The sequence below is a fragment of the Burkholderia sp. BCC1047 genome (assembly GCF_902833155.1).
Classification (GTDB): domain Bacteria; phylum Pseudomonadota; class Gammaproteobacteria; order Burkholderiales; family Burkholderiaceae; genus Burkholderia; species Burkholderia sola.
In genome coordinates this window covers 90,056-102,879 of the sequence record NZ_CADFEH010000002.1, presented here as the reverse complement: position 1 = coordinate 102,879, position 12,824 = coordinate 90,056, and the positions used below count along the sequence as shown (strand labels likewise).

Annotated in this window: 11 protein-coding genes; 5 read left to right on the top strand and 6 right to left on the bottom strand. The window is 68.0% G+C overall.

Annotated features, from left to right (window positions below):
* Window positions 1–113 precede the first annotated feature (113 nt).
* Window positions 114–677 (top strand): PAAR domain-containing protein, encoded by a 564-nt coding sequence (locus tag HWX55_RS02400; RefSeq protein ID WP_175973670.1) that lies wholly within the window; start codon window positions 114–116, stop codon window positions 675–677.
* Window positions 677–1,270 carry a type VI secretion system amidase effector protein Tae4 gene (locus tag HWX55_RS02395; RefSeq protein WP_175973668.1) on the top strand — a complete coding sequence of 198 codons (594 nt, stop codon included), beginning with the start codon at window positions 677–679 and terminating at the stop codon, window positions 1,268–1,270. Before HWX55_RS02400 ends, HWX55_RS02395 begins: the two co-directional genes overlap by 1 nt.
* 378 nt (window positions 1,271–1,648) lie before the next feature.
* Here HWX55_RS02395 and HWX55_RS02390 read toward each other — a convergent pair whose 3' ends face one another.
* On the bottom strand, window positions 1,649–2,245 hold the full coding sequence (locus HWX55_RS02390; RefSeq protein ID WP_175973667.1) for an ABC transporter substrate-binding protein: 597 nt from the start codon (window positions 2,243–2,245) through the stop codon (window positions 1,649–1,651).
* Between the two features lie 326 nt (window positions 2,246–2,571).
* Between HWX55_RS02390 and HWX55_RS02385 the strand changes: the two genes are divergently transcribed.
* Both HWX55_RS02385 and HWX55_RS02380 read left to right on the top strand, forming a co-directional pair.
* A complete protein-coding gene (locus HWX55_RS02385; RefSeq protein ID WP_175973665.1) occupies window positions 2,572–5,205 on the top strand; it encodes an MMPL family transporter in 2,634 nt (877 codons plus the stop codon).
* Window positions 5,198–6,229 (top strand): VacJ family lipoprotein, encoded by a 1,032-nt coding sequence (locus tag HWX55_RS02380; RefSeq protein WP_175973663.1) that lies wholly within the window; start codon window positions 5,198–5,200, stop codon window positions 6,227–6,229. Before HWX55_RS02385 ends, HWX55_RS02380 begins: the two co-directional genes overlap by 8 nt.
* A gap of 114 nt (window positions 6,230–6,343) precedes the next feature.
* Here the strand turns inward: HWX55_RS02380 and HWX55_RS02375 are convergent, their stop codons facing one another.
* From HWX55_RS02375 to HWX55_RS02355, 5 genes are all read right to left on the bottom strand, one after another.
* Window positions 6,344–7,051: a phosphorylase gene (locus HWX55_RS02375; protein WP_175973661.1), complete on the bottom strand. Its 708-nt coding sequence runs from the start codon at window positions 7,049–7,051 to the stop codon at window positions 6,344–6,346.
* A 3-nt stretch (window positions 7,052–7,054) separates the two neighbouring features.
* Entirely contained in the window at window positions 7,055–9,028 is a 1,974-nt protein-coding gene (gene shc / locus HWX55_RS02370; protein ID WP_175973659.1) for a squalene--hopene cyclase, read from the bottom strand.
* A gap of 12 nt (window positions 9,029–9,040) precedes the next feature.
* The gene (gene hpnE, locus HWX55_RS02365; RefSeq protein WP_175973657.1) at window positions 9,041–10,294 is read right to left on the bottom strand and encodes a hydroxysqualene dehydroxylase HpnE; all 1,254 of its coding nucleotides are present in this window, start codon (window positions 10,292–10,294) and stop codon (window positions 9,041–9,043) included.
* A 13-nt stretch (window positions 10,295–10,307) separates the two neighbouring features.
* Complete coding sequence (gene hpnD / locus HWX55_RS02360; RefSeq protein ID WP_175973655.1) at window positions 10,308–11,156, bottom strand: presqualene diphosphate synthase HpnD; 849 nt, start codon at window positions 11,154–11,156, stop codon at window positions 10,308–10,310.
* A gap of 259 nt (window positions 11,157–11,415) precedes the next feature.
* Window positions 11,416–11,748 (bottom strand): hypothetical protein, encoded by a 333-nt coding sequence (locus HWX55_RS02355; protein ID WP_124594853.1) that lies wholly within the window; start codon window positions 11,746–11,748, stop codon window positions 11,416–11,418.
* Between the two features lie 190 nt (window positions 11,749–11,938).
* Here HWX55_RS02355 and HWX55_RS02350 point away from each other — a divergent pair, with 190 nt between their 5' ends.
* Complete coding sequence (locus HWX55_RS02350; protein ID WP_124556598.1) at window positions 11,939–12,823, top strand: alpha/beta fold hydrolase; 885 nt, start codon at window positions 11,939–11,941, stop codon at window positions 12,821–12,823.
* Window position 12,824 lies beyond the last annotated feature (1 nt).

Here is a 12,824-nt window from a genome sequence, read left to right as displayed (position 1 = left end):
TTCGCTTGCCGAAACGAGCACCGTGCTCGTGATTCGCATGACACGCGTGAACTCGTCATGCGGCCCCCGGCATCACCGGCTGATATCGGTGACCTGGATCGAGGAGCGAAATCATGATGCGCCGTATCGCCGTTGTCGGTGACACGCTGGAAACCGGCGGATACATTCTCGCCTACGCAGGGCCGCCGTTCACGTTTGGCGACGCTGGCCATCAGGTTGCGCTGATCGGCGGCCTCGCGTTCTGCGAAGCGTGTGAAAGCACCGGCCGGATCGCCAAGATGGGTGGCCCCAAGCGCCTCGAATTCATGGGCGAGACGGCGGCCGACGGCGACATCGTTCAATGTCGATGCTCGTCGCCACCGCGCATCGTCGCGCTGCTCTCCGGCAATTCATGGTGCGACGACCAGGCGGAAGCGGCAGGCATCGTTACTTCCGGACTGAACCGGGCAGGCAATGTCACGAGCTCAGCCGCAGGTGCCTACGACGAATGCGTCCGCGCCGTCGGAAACGGCGCGTCACCAGACTATCCCTACATCATCGAAACATCGGACGGGCGCATTCATTCAGGCAGGCTCGACAGCACCGGGTGCCTGCCGCGCATCCATACGACCGACAGCGACGAGTACACGGTCTATTGGGGCGACGAAGCGCTCGCGAGATCGGACGGAGACGCTTAATGCCGAACGGAAAAACAGTCGTCAGGACGACCGCCGTGCAAAACTCGTACAAGGAAGTCGAGCTGAAGTCGGTGACGTTTTCCGAGCTGTGGAAGAACTACGCTCACGGCAACCCGTACGATGATCCGAACGGACAGTACAAGAACCAGTGTGCGATCCGGATGAGCGTGACGCTGCACAAGGTCCGCATCGCAATGAAGTCGTTTTCGCAGAAGCGGGTTCGGCCGATGCCAGGCAAACCGGCGCTGGGCCGCCTTCTGATCGACGGCAAACCGACCGCGACTCGCGCATACGAGTTCGCGGAGTGGTTGAAGCTGCGGCCGATCGCGGGCGTACTGGCTCCCGAGAACATCACGGGCCCGAATTGGGCGAGTAGGGGATCCGGTCGGACCGGAATCATATTCTTCGACGGCTATTGGCTTCAGGATGGCGACTCACCGGACAACTTGAGCGGCGGTCACGTCGACCTCTGGAACGGGAGCAAACTCACCGGCTTCGGATCAGGCGTGCGGATCTCATGGAATATAGTCCTACCGGGCATCTGGTCGGATTTCCGAAATTCGAAAACCATCTTGTTTTTTCCCGTCAAATGAAACTCGTGACTGTGGTAGCAGGCGCACTTGTCGGTGGAGCGCTCGCGACAATGTTCTGCTGGGGAGCGCTCTACGTGTACGGGGCATTCGTCCTGCATGGCAAGGGAAGCCTCTTCGACACGGACCCGGAGATCGCGAATCTATTTTTCGTCACATGGGGCGGATTGATTTTAATTTTCGCAATGGCCGGCGCAATTGTCGTGACTCGCAGGAAATCCCGTTAGCCAACTGATTACCCCTGCGATGCTGTTTTTTCTCGCTTCGTATGTGATTCGCTGAGTCAGCCTCGCGCCGTAGCCACCCCTCGTTCGACCGACCTACGAATAGAAAAGGCGCCCGAAGGCGCCTTCCCTGCATCCGAACAACGCGCAACAGCCGTCAGTTCGTCCGCGAATTGTGCTTCTGCAGATACGCGATCAGGCCGTCGATCCCGCCCGTCGCCAGCTGGCTCTTGAACTGGCCCTGGTAGACCTGGATCAGCCACGCGCCCGACATGTCGATGTCGTAGATCTTCCAGTCGTTGCCGACCTTGCCGAGACGATAGCCGACCGACTGGCTGTCGCCCGGCGTCGTGACCGTCGACTGCACGAGCGCGTCGGCGCCCGACGCGCCGCCGGGCTTGAACGAGAACTTCGCGTCCTGGTTGCCGAGCTGCGCGAGCGACGCGGCATAGGTGCGCGTCATCAGCAACCGGAACTGCTTGTACAGCTCCTGCTGCTGTTGCGGCGTGGCCTGCTTCCACGCGTCGCCGACCGCGATGCGGGTCGTGCGCTCGAAGTTGGTCGCGGGCAGGAAGCGCTGCTCGACGACCTGCGTGACCTTCGCCATGTCACCGCCGCGCGCGGCCGGATCGGCCTTCATCGCATTGACGGTGCCCTCGACCGCCGTGCGGACGATATCGACCGGCGCGCTCTGCGCGAAAGCGGAAACCGACACGGCGGCCGCCGCGACGAAAGCAAACAGATGACGTTTCATACGAATTTCGCACTCGATGGGAAAAAACGGCCGGCTCTTTGCATCGGCCGGTGGAGCAAAGTATACCGGGCCTGCCGCCGCGTTGCCGCGCGGTGACCGACTGTTACCTTTCAGCGCCGTTTGTCACAGGCGCGTCGCGGCGTGTCGACGCATCGCCGCCGCGATTATGTAAATATCTGCATACAAACAATCCGGCCGCGCGATCCGATTGCCACGCCGGTAGCAAATATCCTTCCCGCCCCGATTCTCCGCAACGTCACGACCGTCGCCGCGCTGCGCCGGTATACTTGGCTACTTTGCCCTAGCCAGCCGCTCCCCACCGCCACATGGTGACATCTCTCATCGTCCGACTCGTTGCGTGGTCGGTGCGCCGCCCCGTCTGGGTCGTCGTCCTGTCGCTCGTGATAGCCGCCTGCAGCGGCGTCTACGTCGCGCAGCATTTCAAGATCAACACCGACATCAGCAAGCTCGTCGATGCGGAACCGCAATGGGCCGCGCTCGGCCAGGCCGTCGACAAGGCGTTCCCGCAACGCAACGGCACGATCCTCGCGGTCGTCGAGGCGCCCGCGCCCGAATTCGCGACGGCCGCCGCGCATGCACTGACCGAAGCGCTGCAGAGGGATGCCGACGCCGGGCGCATCGGCCCGGTCGCCGAACCGGGCGGCGGGCCGTTCTTCGAGCACAACGGGCTGCTGTTCCTGTCGCCGCAGGAGGTCTCGGACACGACCGCGCAGCTCGCGAGCGCGCGCCCGCTCGTCAACGAACTCGCGAAGAACCCGAGCCTCACCGGGCTCGCCACCACGCTGTCCACCACGCTCGGCCAGCCGCTCCTGACCGGCCAGGTGAAGCTGCCCGCAATGGCGAAGCTGCTCGCGCGCAGCGCGGCGACGGTCGACGACGTGCTGGCCGGCAAGCCGGCCGCGTTCTCGTGGCGCGCGCTGGTCGACAACGACGCCGCGCGGCAGCCCGCGCGCGCGTTCGTCACCGTACAGCCGGTGGTCAACTACGGCGCGCTGAAGGCCGGCGCGGCAACGAGCCAGGTGATCCGCGACGCGGCCCGCTCGCTCGACCTCGAAAAGCGCTACGGCGCGGCCGTGCGCCTGACCGGCGAACAGCCGCTCGCCGACGACGAATTCGCGTCGGTCGAGGACGGCGCCGCGCTCAACGGCGTGCTCACGCTGCTCGCCGTGCTCGTCATCCTGTGGCTTGCGCTGCGCTCGAAGCGGATGATCGGCTCGGTGCTCGTCACGCTGTTCGTCGGCCTCGTCGTGACGGCCGCGCTCGGCCTCGCGATGGTCGGCTCGCTGAACATGATCTCGGTCGCGTTCATGGTGCTGTTCGTCGGCCTCGGCGTCGACTTCTCGATCCAGTACGGCGTGAAGTACCGCGAGGAACGCTTCCGCGACGAGCGCATCGATCACGCGCTGATCGGCGCCGCGCACTCGATGGGCATGCCGCTCGCGCTGGCCACGACCGCCGTCGCCGCAAGCTTCTTCTCGTTCATCCCGACCGCGTATCGCGGCGTGTCCGAGCTCGGCCTGATCGCGGGCGTCGGGATGTTCGTCGCGCTGCTGACCACGCTCACGCTGCTGCCCGCGCTGCTGCGGCTGTTCGCGCCGCCGGGCGAATCGAAGACGCCGGGCTTCCCGTGGCTCGCGCCGGTCGACGATTACCTCGATCGCCATCGCAAGCCGATCCTGATCGGCACGCTGGCGGTCGTGATCGGCGCGCTGCCGCTGCTTGCGTTCCTGCATTTCGACTTCAACCCGCTGCACCTGAAGGATCCGAACAGCGAATCGATGGCGACGCTGCTCGCGCTGAAGGATTCGCCGGAAGCCGCCGTCAACGACGTCACGCTGCTCGCGCCATCGCTCGCGCAAGCCGATGCGGCCGCGAAGCGCCTCGATGCGCTGCCGGAAGTCGGCCGCACGACCACGCTGTCGACCTTCATCCCCGCCGATCAGCCAGCCAAGCGCGCGGCGATCGCCGCAGCTGCGAGCGAGCTGCTGCCCGCGCTGACGCAGCCGGCCGCGCCGCCCGCGACCGACGCGCAACGCGTGGCCGCGCTCAAGCGCGTGTCCGATCTGCTCGGCTATGCGGCCGAGGATCACCCGGGCCCGGGCGCCGCGGCCGCGCAGCACCTGTCCGCGTCGCTCGCGAAGCTCGCCGCCGCCGACAGCGCGACGCGCGACCGTGCCGAACGCGCGTTCGCCGATACGCTGCGCATCGCGCTCAACCAGCTCGCTGCGCTGCTGCAGCCGCAGGACATCACGCGCGAATCGCTGCCGCCGCAAGTCGTGCGGGACTGGGTCGCGCCGGACGGCCACGCGCTCGTGCAGATCTCGCCGAAGGTGCCGAAGGGCGTCGACCCGAACGACGACACGATGCTGCGCCGTTTCGCCAAGGCCGTGAAGGCCGCGGAACCAGGCGCGACCGGCGGGCCGATCTCGATCCTGCATTCGGCAGACACGATCATCAACGCGTTCCTGCACGCGGCGCTGTGGTCGATCATCTCGATCACGGTCCTGCTGTGGGTCACGCTGCGCCGCTTCGGCGACGTGCTGCGCACGCTGGTGCCGCTGCTCGTGTCGGGCATCGTGACGCTCGAGATGTGCGTCGTGCTCGGCATGTCGCTGAACTTCGCGAACATCATCGCGCTGCCGCTGATGCTCGGCGTCGGCGTCGCGTTCAAGGTGTATTTCGTGATGGCGTGGCGTGCGGGGCAGACGGGGCTGCTGCATTCGAGCCTCACGCACGCCGTGCTGTTCAGCGCCGCGACGACGGCGACCGCCTTCGGCAGCCTGTGGCTGTCGCACCATCCGGGCACGTCGAGCATGGGCAAGCTGCTCGCGCTGGCCCTGACCTGTACGCTGATCGGCGCCGTGGTGTTCCAGCCCGTCCTGATGGGCAAACCGCGCGTCAACCGCGCCAAGAACCAATCGCAAGGAATCAATGAATAAGGTGCGAATCATTGCGGCGACCGTCGCCGCCAGCGCGATGCTGACCGGCTGCGCGACGGGACCGAACCGCAATCCCAACGACCCGCTCGAGCCGATGAACCGGGCGATGTACACGTTCAACGACACGGTCGACACGCACATCGCGCAGCCGATCGCGAAGGGTTACCAGAAAGTCACGCCGACGCCGGTGCGCACCGCGATCAGCAACTTCTTCTCGAACCTCGGCGATCTCGGCAACATGGCGAACAACCTGCTGCAGTTGCGCATCACCGATGCGACGCAGGATCTGATGCGCGTGGCGATGAACTCGCTGTTCGGCGTCGCCGGCCTGATCGACATCGCGACGCCGGCCGGGCTGCCGAAGCATCACCAGGATTTCGGGCTGACGATGGCGCGCTGGGGCATGCCGTCCGGCCCGTACCTCGTGCTGCCCGTGTTCGGGCCGAGCACGATCCGCGACGGCGTCGGCCGCGCGGTGGACGTGCGCTTCAACCTGCTGAACTACATCGAGCCGGCCGCGCGCAATCCGATGTACATCGCGCAGTTCATCAGCGCGCGCTCGGACTTGCTCGGCGCGACCGATCTGCTGAAGCAGGCCGCGCTCGATCCGTATTCGTTCGTGCGCGACGCTTATCTGCAGCAGCGCAAATCGCTGACGTATCACGGCCAGTCTGCATCGGCCGCGGCGCCGAACTACGCGGAGCCGGGTGAAGCCGGCGCGGTGCCGGCGGCCACGCCGACCACGCCGGGCGGCTTGCCGAACTATGAGGATCCGGGCGAGTCGGGCGGCGCATCGGGCGCCACGCCGAACAACGCGCCGGCCGCGCCGGGGTTGCCGCAATACGACGATCCGGGTGCGGATAGTGCGATGCCGGCGAGTGCGCCTGCTGCTGCGCCGGTCGCTGCGTCGACTGCCGCACCGGCTGCTGCGTCGGCTGGAGCGACGACAGCGCCGGCCGCCAACGGCGCGCCGATCGCGCCGGCAATGCCGACGCCGCCGGCAAGCAGCCCGGCCGCGCAGTAACGCCGCAACGGCGGCCGCGCAAAAGCAAAGAGCACTGCATCATGCAGCGCTCTTTTTTTGTCCGCGCGAAACGGCAAACCGAGAAGCAGGGAAGAGGACAGCGGCGAACGCCGCTCAGACGATCCGCATCGCCCCCGCACGCTCGAACGCATGCCGGGCCTGAATCAACGTCGTACGCGCCGCGCGCGCATCGCCCGCGACCTGCAGCAACGGACCCAACTGCGACGGCTGCTTCAGCAGTTCGCGCAGGATCGGCAGGATCGCCGTGCTGCCGTCGTCGCGCAGGCCGGCCGTCGCCGCGCGCGGCAGCGTGCGCCACGCCGGATCGACGATCGCGCGGCACACCGCGAACGGCACGCCGCGCGCGGCCGCGAAGGCCGCCGCGATATGCGACTCCATGTCGACGGCGAGCGCGCCTTTCGCGCGATGCAGCGACGTCTTGTCCTGCTCGCTGACCACCGGCGCGCCGACCGCCGCCATCGTGCCGCGCGTGACCCGCGCCCACACAGGCGTGTCGTGCAGCGCGGCGACGAGCCGCGCGCTCCAGCCCGTATCGGTCTGCACGCGGCCGAACGGCCCGTCGATCGCGTCCGCGATCACGAGCGCGCCCGGCGCGAGGTCGGGCGCGAGCCCGCCCGCGGTACCGAAGCTGACGATGCCCGCGCAACCGCGCGCGGTCGCTTCGGCCAGTGCGCGCTCGAGCCGGTCGGCCCGCGCGGCGAACACGGCCTCGACGCCGTCGCCGCGCGCGATGCGCGCCTCGAACGCCATCCCTGTGACCGCGATGACGGGCAATGCGCCGTTGTGCTGCGTCGTCGCCACGCGTTACATCCCGACCGTCACGCGCGTCGCGTTCGCGCGCTTCAGGTTGCGGTAGCGCGCGAGCGCCCACAGCGGGAAGAACTTGCGATAGCCGTGGTAGCGCAGGTAGAACACGCGCGGGAAGCCCGTCGCCGTGAAGCGCGTCTCGTCCCACAGGCCTTCTTCGTTCTGCTGCGCGACAAGATAATCGACGCCGCGCGCGACGGCCGGGTTGTTCACCTCGCCCGCCGCCATCAGGCCGAGCAGCGCCCAGGCCGTCTGCGACGCCGTGCTCGGCGCCTGCTCGTAGCCGCGGTAGTTGAGCTTGTAGCTGTCGCCGTCTTCGCCCCAGCCGCCGTCCTTGTTCTGGATCGACAGCAGCCACTGCGCACCGCGCTTCATGCGCGGATCGTCCGGCGTCAGGCCGGCCGCGTTCAGCGAGCACAGGGCCGTCCACGTGCCGTACACGTAGTTCATCCCCCAGCGGCCGTACCAGCTGCCGTCCGGCTCCTGTTCCTTCAGCATGTAGTCGAGCGCGCGGCGGGCCGGCTCGCTGTTCAGCGGCGTCTCGCCGAGCTGCGCCAACATCGACAGGCAGCGGCCCGACACGTCGGCCGTCGGCGGATCGAGCAGCGCGCCGTGATCGGAGAACGGGATGTTGTTCAGGTAGTACTGCGTGTTTTCAGGTTCGAACGCGCCCCAGCCGCCGTCGCTGCTCTGCATGCCGACGACCCATTCGCGCGCACGCGCCATCGATTCGCGATACGTGTCCGACTGCGTGAGCTTCTGCGCACGGTCCATCGCCATCACGACCACGGCCGTATCGTCGACGTCCGGGTAGTGCGCATTCGCGTACTGGAACGCCCAGCCGCCGGGCCGCACGTTCGGGCGGCGCGAGATCCAGTCGCCGCGCACGTCGAGGATCTGCAGCGGACGCAGCCATTCGAGGCCGCGCAGCACGGCTTCCTGCGCACGTGCATCGCCGGTCTCGAGCAGCGCATGCGCAACGAGCGACGTGTCCCACACGGGCGACAGGCACGGCTGGCAATACGCTTCGTCCTCCTGCACGACGAGCAGCTTCTCGAGCGCCTTGCGCGCGATCGCGCGGTTCGGATGGTCTTCCGCGTAGCCGAGCACGTCGTACATCATCACCGCGTTGGCCATCGCCGGATAGATCGCGCCGAGGCCGTCCTCGCCGTTCAGGCGCTCGTCGACGAACGACACGGCCTGACGGATCGCGCGTTCGCGCGTGTAGCTCGGGAACAGGCCGTCGACCGCGCGCAGCGCATGGTCGACCACGCGGAAGAACGCAAACCAGCCCACGCTCTGGTGGCCCTGGCGCGGCAGCAGCCCGGCGTTGACGGGCGGGTCGATGAACAGCTCGTCGATGCGCACGCCGCGCGGGTTCTTCGCGAGCGGACGCTTCGCGTTCAGCACCAGCAGCGGCACGATCACCGTGCGCGCCCAGTACGACACCTTCGACAGATGGAACGGGAACCACTGCGGCAGCAGCATGATCTCGACCGGCATCATCGGCACCGCGCGCCACGGAATCGCACCGTACAGCGCGAGCTGGATGCGCGTGAACACGTTCGACATCTCGGCGCCGCCCATCGCATGGATCGCGCGGCGCGCGCGCTGCATGTGCTCGGCGTTCTCGTCGTCGCCGATCACCTTCAGCGCGAAATACGCCTTCACGCTCGCGCTGATGTTCGGTGCGCCGTCGGTAAACAGCGGCCAGCCGCCGTCGGCCTGCTGGATGCGGCGCAGATACTTGCCGATCTTCTGTTCGAGCTCGAGGTTCGGCGTCTCGCCCAGATAGTGGACGAGCAGCACGTATTCGGCAGGAATCGTCGAATCCGCTTCGAGTTCGTAGACCCAGTGTCCGTCCGCTTGCTGAGCGGCCAGCAGCGCGTCGGTCGCACGCGCGACAGCCGCGTCGACGTCGGCCGGCACGGCGCCGGCGGACAAGGTAGCCATTTCGGTGAGATCGTTCATCGGTCCCTCTCTTTATTGCGTCTGGAGCACGTCCGCGGCCAGCTGGCCGGAACGGATCGCGCCGTCGATCGTGGCGGGCAGGCCAGTGGCAATCCAGTCGCCCGCGAGTACAAGATTGGTCCAGCGCGTACGCACGGCCGGCCGTTTCATTTCCTGCGACGGCACCGCCGCAAAGCCCGCGCGCGGCTCGACGACGAGTTGCCACGCGGGGATGGTTTCCGGGTTCGCGCCGGTCACGCGCGCGACGTCTTCCCAGATGCGCCGCGCGAGCGTGTCGCGCGGCATGTCGAGCCAGCGGCCCGCATCGCGGATCGTCGCCGCGAGCTGGCCGTCGCCGGTCCGCACCGCATCGACGACGCCGTTGACGACGATCGTCTGCAGTGGATGACCGGCCGGCGATTCGACCGCGAAATACGCGGTCACGACCGCGCTGAAGGTATCGGGCGCGGTGAGTTCGGGCACGAGCGGCTGCGCGACCTCGGGCGGCACGGCCAGCACGACCGCGTCGCCCGGCGCGAGATCGATCCGCTCGCCGCCGACCGACACCGCATCGACCGCATTGCCGTGCGCGCCGAATTCGAACGCGTCGAGCCGCGAATTCAGGCGGATCTGCGCGCCGCCGTACTGCAGCATCCGCAGCGCCGGTTCGACGAACGCGCTGCCGAGCCCGCGGCGCGCGACGAGCGGACGGCAGCCGGGGCCGCCCGCGGCAAACGTGCCGCACAGCGCGGCGCGCGCGAGTTCGGCGCTCGCGTGGCGCGGCTCGATATTCAGCACCCCGAGGAAATACGGTCGCAGCCAGCGATCCCACAGCACGCCGTCGCATCGCATCGTCTGCGCGAGCGAGCGGCCCGTGCGGGCGAATGCGAGCGGGGCCAGCGCGAGATAGTCGAGCGGCGTCGTGCCCGGCGCCCGCGACGCAGCATCGAACAGCCACGACGGCCAGCGGCCGCTGCCGAAACGCAGCGTCCAGCGCTGCTGCGACGCGATGTCGATGACCGGGAATTCAGCCAGCGCGGGCCCCGCGAGCTGATCGACCGCGCCGATCGCGCGCAGGTAGCGCTGCGTCGCGGGCTGTCCCGCGAAAACCGTGTGCAGCCCACTGTCGAGCGTCGTGTTCAGCGTCCCGTCGAACCACGAGCGGCAGCGGCCGCCCGCGTGCGCATGCGCGTCGTGCAGCACGACGCGCCGCCCGCGACGTTGCAGCTCGACCGCGGCCGACAGGCCCGCGAGTCCTGCGCCGATCACGTGGACGGTTCTGGGCATCGCGTCGGTCGACTCAGAACAGCGCGTAGCGCGCGGCGATCATCAGCATGCGCGCCTTCGGCTTGCGCAGCGGCGCGCGCGGCGCGGCAAAGCCGCGCGCGATTGCGGCCTCGAGAATGCAGCGATACGCGCCCGACATGATGCGCGGCGCCTTCACCTGCGCACGCGGGCAGGTATCCATCACCGCGTCGGCCTGGCGGAAGTGCTCGAGCGCGCGCTCGACGAGCGTCGCGCACACGCGCGGCAGCGCCGGATCGCGCACGATCGTCGCCGGATCGGTGATCGCGATGCCTTCGCGCACAAGCAGCTCGCGCGGCAGGTAGCACCGGTTGATCGCCGCGTCGTCGTCGATGTCGCGCAGGATGTTGGTCAGTTGCAGCGCGCGGCCGAGGTGGTGCGACAGCGTGATCCCTTCGGCTTCCGGCATCCCGAAAATCCTCACCGACAGCCGGCCGGCCGCGCTCGCCACGCGATCGCAGAACAGGTCGAGCGTCGGCTCGTCGGGCGCGCAGATGTCTTCCACCGCGTCCATCGCCATCCCGTCGATCATCGCGTGGAAATCGTCGCGCTGCAGGTCGAACGCGCGAATCTCGCGATCGAGCGCGACGAGGTGGCGCGGCGGGCGGCCGGCGAAGCAGGCGTCGATGTCCGCGCGCCAGCGATTCAGGCCCGCGGTGCGCTCGGCGCGCGGCAGGTCGCTGTCGGCGATGTCGTCGACCGCGCGGCAAAACGCATAGACCTGGAACATCGCATCGCGCTGCACGGCCGGCAGGATGCGCATCGCCAGATAGAAGGAGCTGCCCGATGTGACGGCAGCGGCGTCGGTTTCTTGTTCGTCCACGACGGAATGGGAAACGGCCAAGACGAAGCTCCACGGAGACACCCACGCGGGGCGATTGAAGAAGCCATGCCCGGCTGGGATGGTCAGGGCGTCGAATGCGTGCGAGATATGCGAACGATCGACGCAGACAGGCACAAATTACCGGCCGGAAGCCGGAATTGGGCGAAAGTATAGCAATCTTTGAAGTTCGATGGCGGACGCGCGCCCTGTCCGGCGGGGTGTCGAGCGCCACCGGCGGGCCGGTGCGGCCGGCCTTTGCGAACGGCCGCCCGAACGCGCGTCAGCCGTACACGATGTCGCGCTGCAGATCGAGCGCGATGAGCCCCATTTCGCGCGTGAGCTGCAGCATCGAGCGGCGCTCGAGGCGCGAGCCCATGAAGCTCGTCACGCGGCCGTCGGGCTCGGCGGTGAACTGGAAAACCGCGCCGCCGGTACCGAACCACGCGCCCGGGACGTCGGGCGATTCCTGCCAGTCGATCTGCTCGAACACGCGCGCGATTCCCGCGCGCACCACGGCGCCCGGGCCGATCGGCGGCGCGATGTCGCCCAGGTCGTCGAGCGAATAGGGGCCGGGTTTGTTCGGCTTCCGATAGAAGAGATAGTCGACGTTCATGGGGTGCAATCGCAGGCAAAGCAACAAATTAGCGCGCTTCGGCACAAATTCAAATCGGATCCGGACGAAATGTGGCCTGCGCGACACAAAGGGACGGATCGTTACCGGTCAGGAAACGCGCCGCGCGAGCGCGTCTCGATGGCGGCCGGTTCGTCTAAGATGACACCTTTCTCGAAAAAATACGGACACCATGGAGACGAACGCCCCCGCCACCCCGCCGTCCGATCATCCCGTTTTCGTGCTCGTGCACGGCGCGTGGCATGGCGCGTGGTGCTACGCCCACGTGGCGGCCGCGCTGGCCGCGCGCGGCTACCTGTCGATCGCGCGCGACCTGCCCGCGCACGGCATCCATGCGCGCTTTCCCGCGTCGTATCTCGCCCGGCCGCTCGATAAGGACGCGTTCGGCGCCGAGCCGTCGCCGGTCGCCAACACGACGCTCGACGACTACGCGACGCAGGTGACGCAGGCCGTCGACGACGCGTACGCGCTCGGCCGCGGCAAGGTCGTGCTGGTCGGGCACAGCATGGGCGGCCTCGCGATCACGGCGGCCGCCGAACGCGCGCCGGACAAGATCGCGAAGATCGTCTATCTCGCGGCCTTCATGCCCGCGTCGGGCGTGCCGGGCCTCGACTACGTGCGCGCGCCGGAAAACAACGGCGAGCTGCTCGGCCCGCTGATGCTCGCGAGCCCGCGCGTGGCCGGCGCGCTGCGCGTCGATCCGCACAGCGGCGACGCCGCGTATCGCGCATCGATGAAGCGCGCGCTGTACGAAGACGTGCCGCAAGCCGATTTCGACGCGGTCGCGAATCTGATGAGCTGCGACGTGCCGGCCGCGCCGTTCGCGACCGCGATTCCGACGACCGCCGCACGCTGGGGCGCGATCGACCGCCACTACATCAAGTGCCTGGCCGATCGCGTGATCCTGCCCGCGCTGCAGCAACGCTTCATCGACGAAGCCGACGCATTCGCGCCCGGCAACCCGACCCACGTGCACCAGCTCGACAGCAGCCACTCGCCGTTCGTGTCGCAGCCGGCCGTGCTGGCCGGCGTGCTCGCCGACATCGCAAAAAGCTGAG

Bases quoted from the DNA above. Each gene is read 5' to 3' on its own strand.
- HWX55_RS02400 (WP_175973670.1), top strand. From the start codon at position 114: ATGATGCGCCGTATCGCCGTTGTCGGTGACACGCTGGAAACCGGCGGA.
- HWX55_RS02395 (WP_175973668.1), top strand. From the start codon at position 677: ATGCCGAACGGAAAAACAGTCGTCAGGACGACCGCCGTGCAAAACTCG.
- HWX55_RS02390 (WP_175973667.1), bottom strand. From the start codon at position 2,245: ATGAAACGTCATCTGTTTGCTTTCGTCGCGGCGGCCGCCGTGTCGGTT.
- HWX55_RS02385 (WP_175973665.1), top strand. From the start codon at position 2,572: ATGGTGACATCTCTCATCGTCCGACTCGTTGCGTGGTCGGTGCGCCGC.
- HWX55_RS02380 (WP_175973663.1), top strand. From the start codon at position 5,198: ATGAATAAGGTGCGAATCATTGCGGCGACCGTCGCCGCCAGCGCGATG.
- shc (WP_175973659.1), bottom strand. From the start codon at position 9,028: ATGAACGATCTCACCGAAATGGCTACCTTGTCCGCCGGCGCCGTGCCG.
- hpnE (WP_175973657.1), bottom strand. From the start codon at position 10,294: ATGCCCAGAACCGTCCACGTGATCGGCGCAGGACTCGCGGGCCTGTCG.
- HWX55_RS02355 (WP_124594853.1), bottom strand. From the start codon at position 11,748: ATGAACGTCGACTATCTCTTCTATCGGAAGCCGAACAAACCCGGCCCC.
- HWX55_RS02350 (WP_124556598.1), top strand. From the start codon at position 11,939: ATGGAGACGAACGCCCCCGCCACCCCGCCGTCCGATCATCCCGTTTTC.